Genomic DNA, 16,793 nt, shown 5'->3' with positions numbered 1-16,793 from the left:
TCCATGGGCCGCGGTTGACCCCGACAGGAGGCTGAATAATCCGTAAGGAGCAATTTCGATGCGTCATTACGAAATCGTATTTATGGTCCATCCTGACCAGAGCGAACAGGTTCCGGGCATGATCGAGCGTTACACTGGTGCTATCACTGGTGCACAGGGCACGATTCACCGTCTGGAAGACTGGGGCCGCCGTCAGCTGGCTTATCCGATCAACAAACTGCACAAAGCCCACTACGTTCTGCTGAACGTTGAAGCGCCGCAGGAAGCGATCGATGAGCTGGAAACGAACTTCCGCTTCAACGACGCCGTTATCCGTAGCATGGTTATGCGCGTTAAAAACGCGGTAACTGAAGCATCACCGATGGTTAAAGCGAAAGACGAGCGTCGTGAGCGCCGCGAAGATTTTGCTAACGAATCCGCTGATGACTCAGATGCTGGGGATTCTGAAGAGTAATCCATCGTGACGGTTAATCGACTGCGCTTGTCTGGCACGGTGTGCAAGACGCCGGTTCGAAAAATTAGCCCGTCAGGAATTCCGCACTGCCAGTTCGTGCTTGAGCACCGCTCAGTGCAGGAGGAGGCCGGGTTTCACCGGCAAGCCTGGTGTCGGATGCCGGTGATTATCAGCGGCAGCGCCCATCAGGTGATTACTCAACATATAACGGTCGGCACGCAACTCATACTCGACGGTTTCATTAGCTGCCATCAGGCACGCAATGGCCAGAGCAAAATGGTGTTACATGCCGAGCAGATTGAATTGATAGATTCTGGAGACTAGCCAAATGGCACGTTATTTCCGTCGTCGCAAGTTCTGCCGTTTCACCGCGGAAGGCGTTCAAGAGATCGATTATAAAGATATCGCAACGCTGAAAAACTACATCACTGAAAGCGGCAAGATCGTACCAAGCCGTATCACTGGTACTCGCGCAAAATACCAGCGTCAGCTGGCTCGTGCTATCAAGCGCGCGCGTTACCTGTCTCTGCTGCCGTACACTGATCGTCATCAGTAATCGGCAACTGTCCATTAACGACTTTAAGAGGATAAGGTAATGCAAGTTATTCTGCTTGATAAAGTAGCAAACCTGGGCAGCCTGGGTGATCAGGTTAACGTTAAAGCGGGCTACGCTCGTAACTTCCTGGTACCACAGGGCAAAGCTGTTCCTGCTACCAGGAAAAACGTTGAATTTTTCGAAGCACGCCGTGCAGAACTGGAAGCTAAACTGTCCGACGTTCTGTCTGCAGCAAATGCACGCGCTGAGAAAATTAATGCACTGGGCACCGTAACCATCGCGTCTAAAGCTGGCGACGAAGGTAAACTGTTCGGTTCCATCGGTACCCGCGACATCGCTGATGCAGTGACTGCAGCTGGCGTTGAAGTGGCTAAGAGCGAAGTTCGCCTGCCGAACGGCGTTCTGCGCACCACCGGTGAGCACGAAGTGAACTTCCAGGTTCACAGCGAAGTATTCGCGAAACTGATCGTGAGTATCGTTGCTGAGTAATTGTTATTACTGAGCACTGCGGGAACGCCGGCCTTGTGCCGGCGTTTTTGTTTTTGTCGCCGCGTAAAGATTACTGCGCGCGAATAAAGCTGCCGTCCGGCTGGCGGGTAAACAGCACCGGGCCGTTAGCGCCCTCTATCGTCAGTCCTGTCACCACGCCCTGTGCATCCTGACGGATTTTAACCTGCTGACCGCTTTTCAGTGAACTCAGCGGCTGATCGTTGCCTTCTACCCGCGCCATCGCAAACACATCATTCACCGGCAGACTGTTGTCACGGAACAGCTGCGCCAGCGTCTGGCCCGACGCGACGGTATAGTTGCGCCATTGTCCCTGTGAATCCGCTTTTGGCGTCGGCTGCGGCTGAGAAGGGGAGGAGTCGGCCTTGTTGTCATAAATATCCGCCTGCATCGGCACCTCTTTCTCCGCTGTCGGGGTCACCGGCTGCTCCACCGGATAGCGTGGTGTGCTGACCGGCCAGAGAAACGCCAGCAGAATTACCAGCAGCGCGATAACAATGCCGCGACGATGAGGGGCCGGTAGCGGGTCCATCCAGCCGATGTGGTCGGTGAAATGCCAGATACGATGAAGCCATGTCGGTAGCCGGGATGACGCGTCTGAAGCCATTCGTGGTTCCTCCTCTCCAGCGGGTTGCTGCGGCTTGCGTGTGGCCAGCCAGGTTTGCAGCCGGGATACAATACGCGTTGCGCGCGTCCTGCGGCGTCGTGGGGCGATCTGGCCCATGTGTTCTCTCTTTTGGTGTGCAACAGACGGGTTAATTCCGTCAACAGTTATAGTATGGGCAATACCGGCGCGAAGTGCCTGCCAGCATTGATAAATTTGACGGGCCTATTGTTTCTCTTTCATCGGGAAAAGTCATCTGCGATGCAGGGCATTTTACGCCAGCGGCCTGCACTGTTATGCTGCCGGTTCGAATTTATCCGAGAGTGAAAGGAACGAAGATGACTACCCCTTCTTTCGACAGCGTCGAAGCACAAGCAAGTTACGGTATTGGTTTACAGGTTGGCCAGCAGCTGCTGGAATCTGGTCTGCAAGGGCTGCAACCAGAAGCACTGCTCGCGGGCCTGCGCGACGCGCTGGAAGGGAACTCGCCGGCGGTGCCGGTTGATGTGGTTCATCGCGCACTGCGTGAAGTGCACGAGCGCGCTGAAGGTGTGCGTCGTGAGCGCACCGAAGCGATGGCGGCAGAAGGCCAGGTGTTCCTGCAGGAACATGCGCAGCGTGAAGGCGTGAGCAGCACCGAATCTGGTCTGCAATTCAGCGTCATCACCCAGGGCGACGGTCCGATCCCATCACGTCAGGATCGCGTACGTGTCCACTATACCGGCAAACTGATCGACGGCACCGTGTTCGATAGCTCTGTGGCACGCGGTGAGCCAGCAGAGTTCCCGGTTAGCGGCGTGATCGCGGGCTGGATTGAAGCGCTGACCCTGATGCCGGTTGGCTCAAAATGGGAACTGGTGATCCCACACAACCTCGCGTACGGCGAGCGTGGTGCCGGTGCCTCTATCCCGCCATTCAGCACCCTGGTCTTTGAAGTAGAACTGCTGGAAATTCTGTAATTTAAAGACGCTGCAACCATCCTGGTTGCAGCGTTTTCTCCCGCCTTACTTCTGCTGTAAATTCACCTGCCACAGAGCAAAGCCAATCGCATCTGTCCCTTTGGGCTGAAGCGGATATTGCGCATGCTGCTTAATAAATCCGGTCGCTTTATCACCCGGTGCCGTTTCAAACTGAATATCGAGCGGGGTTGAAGAGGTGATGGGTGCCAGTCGCCAGTTATTGTCCGCCTGCGGTCTGACCTCACCCTGTTTTTTCGTTTCCGCGCTGATATAGGCGGCCACCACGGAACGGTTCTCATCCGGTGAGGCAAAGGCAATGTACTTATCGCCAGTGCCGGCAAACTTGCCGCCATACGCGCGATAGTTGTTGGTCGCCACCAGGAAGGTCGCCTGCGGATCGATCGGTTTGCCCTGCCAGCTCAGCTGACGAATACGCGACGCCTGCGGATGAATCAGCTGACATTCTGCGTCATAGCGCGCTGGCTGGGTGATATCGATCTGATAACTGACCCCATCAATCACGTCGAAGTTATAGGTGCGGAAATCCCAGTTGATCAGCGACTGCGTTTTGCTGCTGTGCGGGTCGATCTGATTAAACTGGCCCGCTGAACACTCCAGCCACTCTTTGACCTGCGCACCGCTGACTTTCATCACCACCAGGGTATTCGGGTAGAGATAGAGATCGGCGGCGTTACGGAAGGTCAGAGGACCTTTCTCGACTTCAACGTAGCTGGCCGGATCGTTCTTACGTCCGCCCGCTTTAAAGGGTGCAGCGGCGGAGAGCACTGGCAGACCACCGAGATCCGGATCGCCCTGAATGAAGTGTTCAACGTAAGCGCGCTGGGCATTGTTGACGATCTGTACCGTCGGATCGTCCTGCACCAGCGACAGATAGCTGTACATCACATCGGCGGATTTGCCGATCGGCTTGCCGACAAATTCCCGCGTGGCACGATGATCGTCAGCCAGCAGCTTAACCAGCGCCGGATCTTCTGCCGCTAACGACTTTTTCGCGGCCGCGTCATAAATGGGCTGCGCCTCGGCTTTGCCGCTGCTGACCTGCCAGCGTCCGCTGTCATTATTCAGCACCAGATCGACCACGCCCAGATGATCGCCCCACATGCCGGGCATCACGGCCGGGATGCCATTCAGCGTTCCCTGCGCAACATCCGCGCCTTTAATACTGGCGAAGTCGCTGCCCGGGAACACCGCATGGGCATGACCAAACAGTATGGCGTTAACGCCCTCAACCTGGCTGAGGTAGTAAACCGAGTTCTCGGCCATCGCGTGATACGGCTCGCTGCTCAGGCCGGAGTGGGGAATGGCGACGATAATATCCGCGCCCTGAGCGCGCATTTCAGGCACGTAGCGACGGGCGGTTTCGGTGATGTCATCCACCCGCACCTTGCCCTGCAGATTGGCTTTATCCCACACCATGATCTGCGGCGGCACAAAGCCGATATAGCCAATCTTCACCGTCTGCGCTTTGCCGTCGCGGTCCACCACGCGGGTGGATTTGATCAGATAAGGCGTGAACAGCGGCTTACCTGTTTTAACGTCGATGACGTTGGCGTTGACATAAGGAAAGCGTGCGCCGGCCAGCGCTTTTTTGAGGTAAGGCAAACCATAGTTAAACTCATGATTACCCAGGTTACCGACGCTGTAATCGAGCGTGTTAAGCGCTTTATAGACCGGATGGATTTCGCCCGCTTTCAGGCCTTTGGCCGCCATATAGTCGCCCAGCGGGCTACCCTGGATGATGTCGCCGTTATCGACCAGTACGCTGTTTTTTACTTGCTGGCGCGCCGCATGAATCAGCGTGGCGGTGCGAACCAGACCAAATTTCTCGGTTGGCGTGTCTTTGTAGTAGTCGAAATCCATCATGTTACTGTGCAGATCGGTGGTTTCGAGTATCCGCAAATCGACCGTTGCCGCCTGCGCGGCGACGGAAACGCTCAGGGCCAGTAACATCATTCCAGGCTTAAACATGCTTGCTCCTGCTGCCAGATAAGTTAAGGCTCTCAAAATAATGTAAAAGCCTGATGAGTGGTCAGTTTAAATCGTGATGGATATAACGTTTTGGCGCATCGGTTAACCTGCCAGCCGTTTCGGAATAGGCGTAGTTGTGCAGGCGTGGCGATAAGCGGGTAACTATGGTATTGATATATCTATATATTGCTCCGTGCTGCCGCTGCGCGATCGGCTTGCAGAGCGGAACTGCTAAAATGTAACCATCAGGCGTTGAACTGAACGTGCAGCCGATGGACACAACGAGGTGAAAAATGTTAGAGCAAATTTGCCAACTGGCACGCGAAGCGGGCGACGCGATCATGCAGGTTTACGACGGCGCCGCGCCGCTTGACGTTTCTCACAAATCGGACGACTCGCCGGTGACTGCCGCCGACATTGCCGCGCATCAGGTGATTGTGAACGGCCTGGCGCAGTTGTCACCGGCGATACCGGTCCTGTCAGAAGAAGATCCGCCCGGCTGGGAGGTGCGTCAGCACTGGCAGCGCTACTGGCTGGTCGATCCGCTTGATGGCACCAAAGAGTTCATCAAGCGTAACGGCGAATTTACCGTCAATATTGCGCTGATTGAAGAAGGCAAGCCGGTGATGGGCGTGGTCTATGCGCCAGCGCTGGGCGTGATGTACGCTGCCGCAGACGGTAAGGCGTGGAAAGAAGAGGGCGGCCGGCGTGAACAGATTCATGCGCAGGATGCCCGGCCACCGCTGGTGGTGGTGAGCCGCTCACACGGCGATGACGATGAGATGAGGCAGTATCTGAAGCAGCTCGGCGAACATCAGACGGTGGCGACCGGCTCATCGCTGAAGTTCTGCCTGGTGGCGGAAGGTAAAGCGCAGCTCTATCCACGCTTCGGGCCGACCAACATCTGGGATACCGGTGCGGGCCACGCGGTCGCCATGGCGGCAGGTGCTCATGTGCATGACTGGCAGGGCAAAACGCTGGATTACGCACCGCGCGAATCCTTCCTCAATCCTGGCTTTCGCGTTTCTCTGTTTTAGTCCGTTAAGCGGGAGGGCAACCTCCCGCCATGCGGCCGGCCTGGTGCGCCAGCAGTGAGGCTTAGTGCGCCAGCAGAGTGGTTACCAGGTTAACCACCTGCTGAACTTCCTCCTGCGTCAGCGGCCCATCCTTCACAAACTTCACTGCGCCATGTTTATCCAGCACCACAATGGCTGAGCCGCCCGGTTGCAGCTGCCAGGCACGCTGCACATTTCCCTTATCGTCGACAATAAACTGTGACCACGGATACTGCTGTTTATTGCTTTCGATGCTGCTGCGAACAAACATCCCGGTGCCGGGAATCGCATCATCAGTATTGACGATGGTGGTGGTCTGATAACGATCGTGCGGCAGCTTCGCGGCTTTGATCGCCTCGATTAACGCCGCATTCATCTGCTTCGCGGAAGAGCGCCCGGCGATATGCTGAATCACTCGAACTTTCCCGCTCAGCTGAGCACTATTCCAGTTTTTGTAGCTAAACTTATCCTGCTGTAGTAACAGCTCACCTTTGTCATTCACACCGGTGGCCGGAACGCGCGCATCCTGCTTCAGATCGTGCGCCAGAGCGCTTACCGGTATCAGTAACGACAAAACTATCGCTGCCAGAGTGATTCGCATCGTGGTTTCCTTAAGTGATCAGACCAGTTGGTCATTTTATTGCAATAGTAGGCAGGGATGATGCAGCTGTCCTGGAAAGGTGTCAGGTTTGTTATCAGCGCCACAATTCCGTAACGACTGAAGGTTTATACTGTGTTGTGTGAGCGTGATAACAGAGTGTTCTGTAATGATGTGTCAACTCAGTAAAAAAATTCATTTTTCGGAACATCAGCAGCGCTGAGTGTTCTATAGTTTATCCCGAATTCGCGCTTCATGGGCTCGTACCTAATTTGGAAACGGCGAAGCGTGCTTAAAATTGTACAGGAGTTAATCAGTATGAAGATCTTCCAGCGCTATAATCCGCTGCAAATAGCGAAATATGTAAAAACGCTGTTCAAAGGAAGGTTGTATATCAAGGATGTTGGCGCGTTTGAGTTCGACAAGGGAAAAGTATTAATCCCGCGCGTCAAAGACAAACAGCACCTGAGCGTGATGTCAGAAATTAACCGCCAGGTCGTTCGTCTGAAACTTGAGTTCAACTAATCACAAGGGCGCCGATGGCGCCCTTTGAGCTTGGCCTATCAGGCTATTTTATTTGCCATTCTGAACCTGGGCAGTGCTCACAATCCTCACGTACTACGTGTACGCCTGCTTGTTCCGCGCTGTCCGTGTCCAGACTGTCTGCAACAATGACGCCTTATGGGGCAGGCCCTTAGTCATTCTACTCTTCTTCGCTTTTCGTCATATTCAGCACCGGCGGCCGCTCATCAATGCGGGTAACCAGTAACTGATCGATGCGATAACTGTCTATGTCGACCACTTCGAATTTATAACCGGCAAACTTCACAAAGTCGGTACGCTTCGGAATTTTACGCAGCATATACATCATAAAGCCGCCGATGGTTTCGTAGTTGCCTGACTGCGGGAAGTCGTCAATGTCCAGTACCCGCATTACATCATCAATCGGCGTTCCGCCTTCTACCAGCCACGAATTTTCATCACGCGCCACAATCTGTTCTTCCATGCCCTGGCCGACCAGATCGCCCATCAGCGTCGTCATCACATCATTCAGGGTAATGATCCCGACCACCAGCGCATACTCATTCATGATCACCGCGAAGTCTTCACCGGCGGTTTTGAAACTCTCCAGCGCTTCAGACAGCGTCAGCGTATCGGGCACAATCAGCGCCGAGCGGATCTGTAAGCCGCTGTTCAGCGCCATACTCTGGTTTCCCAGCACCCGCAGCAGCAGCTCTTTCGAGTCAACGTAACCAACGATATGATCGATATCGCCGCTGCAGACCAGAAATTTAGAGTGAGGATGCTGGGCGATTTTAGTTTTCAGGCTGGTTTCATCTTCATGCAGATCAAACCAGACAATGTTTTCACGCGAGGTCATCGAAGAGGGCACGGTGCGTGATTCCAGCTCAAACACGTTCTCGATTAACTCATGTTCCTGCTTACGCAACACGCCAGCCAGCGCACCCGCTTCCACCACCGCGTAGATATCGTCAGAGGTGATATCGTCTTTGCGCACCATCGGCAGTTTGAAGATGCGGAAGAAGACGTTGGCCAGACCGTTGAACAGCCAGACCAGCGGGCGCATCAACAGCAGGCAAAAACGCATCGGGTTGATGATGCGCAAGGCGATGGTTTCCGGGGCGATCATACCGACCCGTTTTGGCGTTAAGTCGGCGAACAGAATAAACAGGCTGGTAACGATGGTGAATGAGCAGATGAAACTGAGTTGCTCCGCCAGTTCCGGCGCGACAAAACGGTTAAACAGGCTGCTGAAGGCTGGCGAAAAGGCGGCGTCGCCGACAATACCGCCGAGAATCGCGACGGCATTCAGGCCAATTTGCACCACGGTAAAGAACATGCCCGGCGTTTCCTGCATTTTCAATACGCGTTGTGCATTGACGTTGCCTTCATCCGCCAGCAGCTTGAGTTTTATCTTGCGGGCGGCCGCCAGCGAGATTTCCGACAGGGAAAAAAATGCACTGATTACGATCAGTAACAGGATGACAAGTAAGCTATCTAACATATGAGATCCAAAGGGTTATCCACTTGTCATTTTTGGCCTGGGCAGCGTGCAGGTGAGATCCGGAGCGATCTGCGTACCTGTCAAACAGGGCTATCCGTGCCAAAAATGTCTGCGCCAGTTCGACAGAAAAAACAGTGTCGGGGCAGAAATGAAAACAGGCGAAATGCCTGTGGTGGCCGATTATAGCAGGTGCTATCACCGGGCCGCCAGAGGACAAACCACCTGTTCCGATGGTGTGTTCCGCCGGACATGCCCGTCATCAGTTCAGATTAATCTGAGTGAACCTGCCAGCCGCGATCATTCGACGCCGCAGTTGTTGTATCGATCGCGTCATTTACCGACAATAGCCCGGTATTTGACTTAGATGATGATGTTGCCCCGCCGGTTACCATAAAGTGCGGCTATGATGAGGATGTTGCCGTCACGCCAGTGCGGGCAAAGATGATTAATAAGTGCCCCGCGGAAAAGGGGCCGGCATGATTAACAGGAGTACAGGTGCCACGATTTTATGTTTATTGCATGGCCAGCCTGCTGCTTGTCGCGCCAGCGCTTGAAGCGGCGACGGTACGATTACAGGTCGAAGGCTTAACCGGGGATTTGCAAAAAAACGTCAGGGCGCGCCTGTCGACCATCGGCAGCGATGAGGTCTCTAACGACGGCCGCTTTCGCGCACGCGTCTCGGTAGCGATAAAAGAGGGCCTGCGCGCGCTCGGTTACTACGAGCCGGTTATCGATTTTGAATCCCGTCCTGCGCCTGCGCGGGGTGGCCGTCCGGTGCTGGTGGCGCGCGTAACGCCCGGCGAACCGGTGAAAATTGGCGGCAGCAGTATCGTTGTTGAGGGTGAAGCCCGCAACGATGCGGATTACCGTGCCTGGGTAGCACAGGGACGACCCAAAGTGGGCACCCAGCTCAATCACGGGCAGTATGACAGTTTCAAAAGTGGCTTCTCAAATCTCGCGCTGCGTAATGGCTACTTCGATGGCCAGTTTAAAAAGAGCCAGTTAGGCGTATCGGTCGAGCGGCGTGAAGCGTTCTGGGATATCGATTACGACAGCGGCCAGCGCTACCGTTTTGGCGACGTCAGTTTTCAAGGCTCGCAAATTCGCGAGGAGTATCTGCAAAATCTGGTGCCCTTTAAGCAGGGCGACTACTACAGTTCGCGCGATCTGGCCGAGCTGAATCGCCGCCTCTCTGCCACCGGCTGGTTCAATTCGGTGGTGGTCGCGCCAGAATTTAAACAAGGGCGCAAAACCAAAGTTCTGCCGCTCAATGCGGTGATGTCACCGCGTACCGAAAACACCATTGAAACCGGGGTGGGTTACTCGACGGATGTCGGACCCCGGCTGAAAGGAACCTGGAAAAAACCGTGGATTAACGATCGCGGTCACAGCCTGGCGGCCAGCGCCTACGTCTCTGCCCCTGAGCAGCAGGTCGATCTGACCTATAAAGTCCCGCTGCTGAAAAGCCCGCTGGAACAGTACTATACCTTCTCGGGCGGCCTGAAGCGCACCGACCTCAACGACACCAAAGCCGATACCACGACGCTGGCGATGTCGCGTAACTGGGACAGCAGCAGCGGCTGGCAGAAGGCCGTTAACCTGCGCTGGAGTCTGGACCACTTTACCCAGGGCAGCGTCACCAACACCACCATGCTGCTCTATCCTGGCGTCAGCGTTAACCGTACCCGCTCACGCGGCGGCTTAATGCCGACCTGGGGTGACTCGCAGCGCTATTCAGTAGACGTTTCCGACACCACCTGGGGTTCAGACGTTGACTTCCTGATTATGCAGGCGCAAAACGTCTGGATCCGCACGCTGGGCGATAAGCACCGTTTTGTGGCGCGCGGCAACCTGGGCTGGATCGAAACCAACGACTTCGACAAAGTGCCGCCCGACCTGCGTTTCTTCGCCGGCGGCGACCGCAGCATTCGCGGTTACAAATATAAAGACATCTCTCCGCGGGATGATGACGGCAAACTGACCGGTGCTTCCAAACTCGCCACCGGATCGCTGGAATATCAGTACAACGTCAGCGGCAAATGGTGGGGCGCGGTGTTTGTCGACTCCGGCGAAGCGGTCAACGATATCAAACAGAGTAACGTTAAAACCGGCGCGGGCTTCGGTGTGCGCTGGTCTTCACCGGTGGGGCCAATCAAACTGGATATTGCCCGACCGATTGGGGATGACGAGGAACATGGATTGCAATTTTATATCGGACTGGGGCCTGAACTATGAAGCTGTGGAAAAAGGTCCTGATCGGCATCCTGATTTTTCTGGTGCTGCTATTAGGTGGCGTAGCCTTTCTGATCGGCACCACGCCCGGTCTGCACCTGCTGTTAAATGGCGCTTCGCGCTGGGTACCGGGTTTATCGATCAAACAGGTCGATGGCGGCTGGCGTAATCTGACCCTGAGCGGGCTGCGTTATGAGATGCCCGGCGTCAGTGTCGATGCCGGTCATATCCATCTGGCGGTTGACCTCAACTGTCTGCTGCACTCATCGGTCTGCGTGAACGATGTCTCCCTGAGCGATATCAGCGTGGTGGTCGACAGCAAAAAGATGACGCCAGCCAGCGAGCCGCCGCCGGAAGAGGAGAGCGGCAACGCCAACCTCAGCACGCCGTATCCGATTACGCTGAAGCATCTCGGCCTGCACAATATCAATGTCAAAGTCGACGATACTGCCATCTCGCTGCTGGATTTCACCACCGGCCTGCAGTGGCAGGAACGCGCGCTGACGCTTAGCCCGACCCATATTCAAAGCCTGCTGATTGCTTTGCCGAAAGCGGCGCAGGTGGCTAATGAGCAGGTGGTCCAGCCGAAAGTTCAGCAGCCGAAGCCGGCGGAGAAGCCGCTGGGTGAAACCCTGCAGGCGATGTTTGCGCAACCGCTACTGCCCGCGTTACCCGATTTTCAGCTGCCGCTGGATATTGATGTACAGCAGATCCTGGGCGAGCAGCTGCGCATCACCGGCGATACCGATATCGCCATCAGCCGGTTACTGCTGAAAGCGAAAACCGCTGACCGCCAGATGCAGCTCAGCACGCTGGAAGTGGACTCCAATCTCGGCAAGCTGAACGGCAGCGGACAGGCGATGCTGGCGGATAACTGGCCGGTCGATTTCTCGCTTAACGGTGAGGTAAACACCGATCCGATTAAAGGCGAAAAAATCGCGCTGAAGCTCAACGGTGCGATGCGCGATGAGCTGAAGCTGGCGCTCAACCTCTCCGGCCCGGTGAAGGCGCAACTGGATGCTACCACCCAACTGGCGGTGGCGGGCTTGCCGCTGTCGCTGCAGCTGACCAGTCCGCAGCTGCGCTGGCCGTTAACCGGCGCGGTACAGTACCAGGCCGATAACCTCGACTACCAGTTCAAAGGCAAAGCGACCGACTACGTGATGTCGCTGCGTACTGCGGTGAAAGGGGAAGCGGTGCCGCCCGCCAACATTTTGCTGACCGGTAAAGGTAATGTCGAACAGTTCAGCCTCGACAGACTGCGTATCGCGGCGTTGCAGGGCAACATTGATCTGACGGCGCTGGTGGACTGGCGTAAGGCGATCAGCTGGCGCAGCGAACTGACGCTGGCGGGCATCAACACCGCTCAGCAATATCCCGACTGGCCCGCCAGGCTGGATGGCAAAATCACCACCCGCGGCAGCCTGTACGGCGGAAGCTGGCAGTTAAGCGTGCCGCAGTTGCAGCTGAAAGGGAATGTGAAGCAGAACGCGGTCACGGCGGAAGGCTCGCTCACCGGCAACAGCTACAACCAGTGGACGGTGCCGGGCATCAAACTGGCGCTGGGTCGTAACCATCTGGATGTGAAAGGCGCATTAGGTGAACAGCTGGATCTGGATGCCAGCATCGACGCGCCGCAACTCGACAATGCGCTGCCCGGTCTGGGCGGCGTGGTCAAAGGCACGATCAAAGCGCGCGGAACCCTGAGTGCGCCGCAGCTGCTGGCCGATCTCAATGCCCGTGGCCTGCGCTGGCAGCAGATGCAGATTAACCGCGTCACGCTCAACGGGGATGTTCGCTCCGGCGAGCAGGTGGCCGGTAAGCTGCAACTGCGCGTCGAACAGCTGAAACAGGATGCGCTCAGCATTAATCTGCTGACCCTGAATGCAGATGGCAACGAGCACCAGCATCAGCTGAAACTTAATGTACAGGGCGAGCCGGTGTCCGGTCAGCTGGCGCTGAACGGCAGTTTCGATCGCCAGACGCAGCGCTGGAAAGGCGAACTGAACAACACCCGCTTTGAGACGCCGGTAGGAGAATGGCGTCTGACGCGGGCGATGGCCATTGACTACCTCAATAGCAAACAGACGGCCACCATCGGGCCACACTGCTGGCAGAACCCGAATGCGCAGCTCTGCGTACCGGAACCGGTTGAAGCCGGTCCGAGTGGCAAGGCGCACGTGGTCCTGAATCGCTTCGATCTGGCGATGGTTAAACCCTTTATGCCAGACGCGACCCAGCTCAGCGGCGTGTTCAGCGGCGACGTTCGTGTTAACTGGCTGGCTGGTAAAGGCCTGCCGACCGGCACGGTGTCGCTGAAAGGTAACGGCGTCAAAGTCCAGCAGGATGTGCAGGGCAACACCCTGCCGATCGCCTTTGATACCCTGAACCTTAATGCGGCGCTGCGTGATGGACGTGCCCAGCTCGACTGGCTGATCCGCATCGCCAATAACGGCCAGCTCGATGGCAATGTTCAGATCACCGATCCGGAAAATCGCCGTACGCTGGGCGGCAACGTCAACATTCGTAACCTGTCGCTGGCGATGCTGAACCCGGCGCTGATGCAGGGCGAGAAGATCAAAGGCAACCTCAACAGCAGCTTACGGCTGGCGGGCAGCGTGCAGCAGCCACAGGTGTTTGGTCAGCTTGGCCTGTCGGATGTCGATGTCGATGGCAGCTTCATGCCGGTCGATCTCACCGCCGCCAATCTCAATCTGGTGTTTAACGGCATGAGCTCGACCCTGAACGGGCTGATTCAGACCGCGCAGGGCAACATCAACCTCAACGGTAACGCCGACTGGAGCCAGCTCGATAACTGGCGCGCGCGCCTGGCGGCGCAGGGTAGCCGGGTGCGGGTCACGGTGCCGCCGATGGTGCGGATGGATGTCTCGCCGGATCTGGTGTTCGAAGCCACGCCGGCAGCATTTAACCTGTCGGGCCGGGTCGAGGTTCCGTGGGCGCGCATCACGGTGCAGGAAGTCCCGGAAAGCGCCACGGGCGTCTCGTCGGATGAAGTGATGCTGGATCAGAACCTCAAGCCGATTCAGCCGAAAACCGCCGCGATTCCGATCAACAGCAACCTGGTGATCCACGTCGGTAACGATGTGCGTCTCTCTGCGTTCGGGCTGAAAGCGAAGCTGAATGGCGACCTGAAACTGGTGCAGGATCGCTCCGGGCTCGGCCTCAACGGCCAGATCAACATCCCGTCCGGCCGCTTCCACGCTTATGGACAGGATCTGATTGTGCGTAAGGGCGAGCTGCAGTTTGCCGGACCGCCCGATCAGCCTTACATCAATCTGGAAGCGATTCGTAATCCGGATGCGACTGAAGATGACGTCACCGCCGGATTGCGGGTCACCGGCCTGGCCGATGAGCCAAAAGCGGAAGTCTTCTCCGATCCGGCGATGTCGCAACAGGAAGCGCTCTCTTATCTGCTGCGCGGTCAGGGACTCGGCAGCGATGGCGACAGTAATGCGTTAACCTCAGCGCTTATTGGCTTAGGGGTTGCACAAAGTGGGCAGGTTGTGGGTAAAATCGGTGAGACATTCGGTGTCAGTAATCTCGCCGTTGATACTGCCGGTGTTGGCGACAGCCAGCAGGTGCAGGTCAGTGGCTATGTACTACCGGGTCTACAGGTAAAATACGGTGTTGGCATATTTGATTCACTGGCGACGTTAACCTTGCGTTACCGCCTGATGCCTAAACTCTATTTGGAAGCCGTGTCCGGTGTGGATCAGGCTCTCGATTTGCTCTATCAGTTTGAGTTTTAGCAATGCGAATAATTGTCTACGGCAGTTTACGGCGCAAACAGGGAAACAGTCACTGGATGACGAATGCGCAATGGCTGGGTGATCACCAGATTGAGGGCTTTGAGCTTTTCAGTCTGGGCCATTATCCCGGCGTGATTGAGGGCAATGGAGCGGTACAGTGTGAAGTGTACCGCATTGATGCCTCAACCCTTGCGGAGCTGGATGCGCTCCGTACCAAAGGGGGAGAGTACAAACGTCATCTGATTCAGACGCCGTTTGGCAGCGCATGGCTTTACGTTTATCAACGCTCAGTGGCAGGTCGCCAGCGTATCCTGAGCGGAGACTGGCTAAAGCGTGATGAGGAGCCAGAGGCCTGAACAAAAACACCGTCCAGTTGGACGGTGTTTTTTTTTCGACTTACCGGCTGACAGCAGAATTACTTCTTCTGTGCGCGCTCGTAAGAGGAGATGATTTCAGCTTTGGCCGCTTCGGCATTATCCCAGCCATCCACTTTAACCCATTTGCCTTTTTCCAGATCTTTGTAGTGTTCAAAGAAGTGGGTGATCTGTGCGCGCAGCAGTTCTGGCAGGTCGTTCACATCTTTGATGTGATCGTACTCTTTAGAGAGTTTGGTGTGCGGAACCGCAACCAGTTTGGCATCTTCGCCAGACTCGTCGGTCATTTTCAGCACGCCAACCGGACGGCAGCGGATCACTGAGCCTGGTACCAGTGGATACGGGGTCGGAACCAGTACGTCAACCGGATCACCATCCAGTGACAGAGTGTGGTTGATGTAGCCGTAGTTGCACGGATAGAACATGGCGGTAGACATAAAACGGTCTACAAACAGGGCACCAGACTCTTTATCAACTTCATATTTGATCGGATCGGCATTGGCCGGGATCTCAATGACAACGTAGATATCTTCTGGCAGGTCTTTACCTGCTGGCACCTGGTTCAAACTCATCGGGCATTCCTTCAGTAGTCGTATGTTGAGTGTCGGCTATTATAGCCAACTGACTCTGAAAGTATGCCCTCTTTTTGGCGTTTCGGAATGCACCCTAACGCTACTTAGCCGTCACAAACAGCGAAACTATCCCGGCCGCAATCAGCGGTCCGACCGGCACGCCACGGAAAAACGCCACGCCGATCACCGTACCAATCAGCAAGCCGCCGATGACCGAGGGCTGTACGCTCATAAAGTTAACGCCGCGTCCGCCCAGCCAGGCAACAAAAATGCCGACCAGAATCGCCACGATCGACTTCCAGTTGGCAAAAGATTTGAGTAACGCGGCTGCAGGCAGCGATCCGCTGGCCAGCGGTGCCATCACCGCCACGGTAAGAATAATGATGCCCAACGTAATGCCCTGCTTCTCCACGTAGGGGAAAAACTGCGCCAGCGGCGTGATCTTGATCGCCAGCAGCACCAGAATAGAGATAGTGACGGCGTTGTTGTGTACGAAATAACTGAGAACGGCGAGGCAGATCAGAATAATGGTCGAGGCATAAGCAGCCATGGTTTCTCCCTGAAAGTGAACACGTACGCTGACGACATCAGCCCGCGGATAATCCGGACAGTGATTAACAATCATCCGGGTTGGCGCAACTGCCTTGACTCAGCGATTGCAACATCAATGCCTGGTTACGCACCAGGCTCAGGTTCTGTGCGCCCAGCGCGACGCTACCCAGCGTACCCTGATCGCTCAGCCGACTGCGGCTCGCGGCCAGCCAGCTGTCGCGGTAGCTGAGCCAGGCTCGCTGCGCCTGACGCAACTCTGTTTTCGAATCGCCGGTTAACTGATTCATCAGTTTGCCATACTGATTATTCATCTCCTGATCCCAGGCTTTACTGGCGGTGGCATAACATTGATTCATCGCCTGGGTGGTAGTCGCACCCTCCAGGCAACGATTAAGCGCGGCATCAGCAGGCAAATCCTGCGCCATCGCCACTCCGCTGGCAAGCAGCAGAGCCAGAAGCCATCCTGTTTTCATTATTCTTCTCCGGGGAACGCATCAGCGGCAATTAGCTTGATGGATGTCTCCGTGATGATCAAGCCGTTAACC

General features: G+C 55.9%; 17 protein-coding genes. 10 read left to right on the top strand and 7 right to left on the bottom strand.

All coding sequences use genetic code 11. The features are described from left to right. The first annotated feature begins 58 nt into the window (after nucleotides 1–58). Genes rpsF through rplI form a run of 4 tightly spaced genes read left to right on the top strand, consistent with a single transcriptional unit; the run spans nucleotide 59 to nucleotide 1,499 of the window. Nucleotides 59–454 carry a 30S ribosomal protein S6 gene (gene rpsF, locus ACX3P5_RS16200; RefSeq protein WP_031376410.1) on the top strand — a complete coding sequence of 132 codons (396 nt, stop codon included), beginning with the start codon at nucleotides 59–61 and terminating at the stop codon, nucleotides 452–454. Nucleotides 455–460: 6 nt separating this feature from the next. Continuing rightward, nucleotides 461–778 (top strand): primosomal replication protein N, encoded by a 318-nt coding sequence (gene priB, locus ACX3P5_RS16195; RefSeq protein ID WP_094120600.1) that lies wholly within the window; start codon nucleotides 461–463, stop codon nucleotides 776–778. A 4-nt stretch (nucleotides 779–782) separates the two neighbouring features. Further along, nucleotides 783–1,010 carry a 30S ribosomal protein S18 gene (gene rpsR, locus ACX3P5_RS16190; protein ID WP_000135199.1) on the top strand — a complete coding sequence of 76 codons (228 nt, stop codon included), beginning with the start codon at nucleotides 783–785 and terminating at the stop codon, nucleotides 1,008–1,010. A 39-nt stretch (nucleotides 1,011–1,049) separates the two neighbouring features. Further along, nucleotides 1,050–1,499, top strand: coding sequence for a 50S ribosomal protein L9 (gene rplI / locus ACX3P5_RS16185; RefSeq protein WP_094120599.1), 450 nt, complete (start codon nucleotides 1,050–1,052; stop codon nucleotides 1,497–1,499). 70 nt (nucleotides 1,500–1,569) lie between these two features. Here rplI and ACX3P5_RS16180 read toward each other — a convergent pair whose 3' ends face one another. Continuing rightward, nucleotides 1,570–2,241 (bottom strand): OapA family protein, encoded by a 672-nt coding sequence (locus tag ACX3P5_RS16180; protein WP_458968997.1) that lies wholly within the window; start codon nucleotides 2,239–2,241, stop codon nucleotides 1,570–1,572. Nucleotides 2,242–2,459: 218 nt separating this feature from the next. Between ACX3P5_RS16180 and fklB the strand changes: the two genes are divergently transcribed. Next, nucleotides 2,460–3,080, top strand: coding sequence for an FKBP-type peptidyl-prolyl cis-trans isomerase (gene fklB, locus ACX3P5_RS16175; RefSeq protein WP_233987016.1), 621 nt, complete (start codon nucleotides 2,460–2,462; stop codon nucleotides 3,078–3,080). Nucleotides 3,081–3,125: 45 nt separating this feature from the next. Here fklB and ACX3P5_RS16170 read toward each other — a convergent pair whose 3' ends face one another. Next, a complete protein-coding gene (locus ACX3P5_RS16170) occupies nucleotides 3,126–5,069 on the bottom strand; it encodes a bifunctional 2',3'-cyclic-nucleotide 2'-phosphodiesterase/3'-nucleotidase (protein WP_458968996.1) in 1,944 nt (647 codons plus the stop codon). Nucleotides 5,070–5,362: 293 nt separating this feature from the next. Here ACX3P5_RS16170 and cysQ point away from each other — a divergent pair, with 293 nt between their 5' ends. Beyond that, nucleotides 5,363–6,106 carry a 3'(2'),5'-bisphosphate nucleotidase CysQ gene (gene cysQ / locus ACX3P5_RS16165; RefSeq protein ID WP_336756646.1) on the top strand — a complete coding sequence of 248 codons (744 nt, stop codon included), beginning with the start codon at nucleotides 5,363–5,365 and terminating at the stop codon, nucleotides 6,104–6,106. 61 nt (nucleotides 6,107–6,167) lie between these two features. Here cysQ and ACX3P5_RS16160 read toward each other — a convergent pair whose 3' ends face one another. Then, complete coding sequence (locus tag ACX3P5_RS16160; RefSeq protein ID WP_458968995.1) at nucleotides 6,168–6,725, bottom strand: YtfJ family protein; 558 nt, start codon at nucleotides 6,723–6,725, stop codon at nucleotides 6,168–6,170. Between the two features lie 315 nt (nucleotides 6,726–7,040). On the opposite strand from ACX3P5_RS16160, the gene ACX3P5_RS16155 reads away from it, so the two are divergent. Next, entirely contained in the window at nucleotides 7,041–7,247 is a 207-nt protein-coding gene (locus ACX3P5_RS16155) for a DUF1107 domain-containing protein (protein WP_003855513.1), read from the top strand. A 178-nt stretch (nucleotides 7,248–7,425) separates the two neighbouring features. On the opposite strand, the gene paeA is transcribed toward ACX3P5_RS16155, so the two are convergent. Next, nucleotides 7,426–8,748 carry a polyamine export protein PaeA gene (paeA, locus tag ACX3P5_RS16150; RefSeq protein ID WP_233987020.1) on the bottom strand — a complete coding sequence of 441 codons (1,323 nt, stop codon included), beginning with the start codon at nucleotides 8,746–8,748 and terminating at the stop codon, nucleotides 7,426–7,428. A 519-nt stretch (nucleotides 8,749–9,267) separates the two neighbouring features. On the opposite strand from paeA, the gene tamA reads away from it, so the two are divergent. From tamA to ACX3P5_RS16135, 3 genes are read left to right on the top strand one after another with little or no spacing between them, the layout of a single operon-like run. Then, complete coding sequence (gene tamA, locus ACX3P5_RS16145) at nucleotides 9,268–10,983, top strand: autotransporter assembly complex protein TamA (protein WP_458969193.1); 1,716 nt, start codon at nucleotides 9,268–9,270, stop codon at nucleotides 10,981–10,983. Further along, on the top strand, nucleotides 10,980–14,750 hold the full coding sequence (tamB, locus tag ACX3P5_RS16140; RefSeq protein WP_458968994.1) for an autotransporter assembly complex protein TamB: 3,771 nt from the start codon (nucleotides 10,980–10,982) through the stop codon (nucleotides 14,748–14,750). Before tamA ends, tamB begins: the two co-directional genes overlap by 4 nt. Before the next feature lie 2 nt (nucleotides 14,751–14,752). Beyond that, entirely contained in the window at nucleotides 14,753–15,106 is a 354-nt protein-coding gene (locus ACX3P5_RS16135) for a gamma-glutamylcyclotransferase family protein (RefSeq protein WP_233987022.1), read from the top strand. 59 nt (nucleotides 15,107–15,165) lie between these two features. Here ACX3P5_RS16135 and ppa read toward each other — a convergent pair whose 3' ends face one another. The 3 genes from ppa to ACX3P5_RS16120 form a co-directional block, all read right to left on the bottom strand. Further along, nucleotides 15,166–15,696, bottom strand: a complete 531-nt coding sequence (gene ppa, locus ACX3P5_RS16130) for an inorganic diphosphatase (RefSeq protein ID WP_003855519.1) — start codon at nucleotides 15,694–15,696, stop codon at nucleotides 15,166–15,168. 100 nt (nucleotides 15,697–15,796) lie between these two features. Continuing rightward, complete coding sequence (locus tag ACX3P5_RS16125; protein WP_233987023.1) at nucleotides 15,797–16,246, bottom strand: DUF441 domain-containing protein; 450 nt, start codon at nucleotides 16,244–16,246, stop codon at nucleotides 15,797–15,799. 64 nt (nucleotides 16,247–16,310) lie between these two features. Next, a complete protein-coding gene (locus tag ACX3P5_RS16120) occupies nucleotides 16,311–16,721 on the bottom strand; it encodes a lysozyme inhibitor LprI family protein (protein ID WP_458968993.1) in 411 nt (136 codons plus the stop codon). Nucleotides 16,722–16,793 lie beyond the last annotated feature (72 nt).

It is taken from the genome of Pantoea sp. S-LA4 (assembly GCF_054482835.1).
The sequence above is the reverse complement of the archived record's forward strand: the minus strand, read 5'-3'. Positions and strand labels throughout refer to the sequence as shown.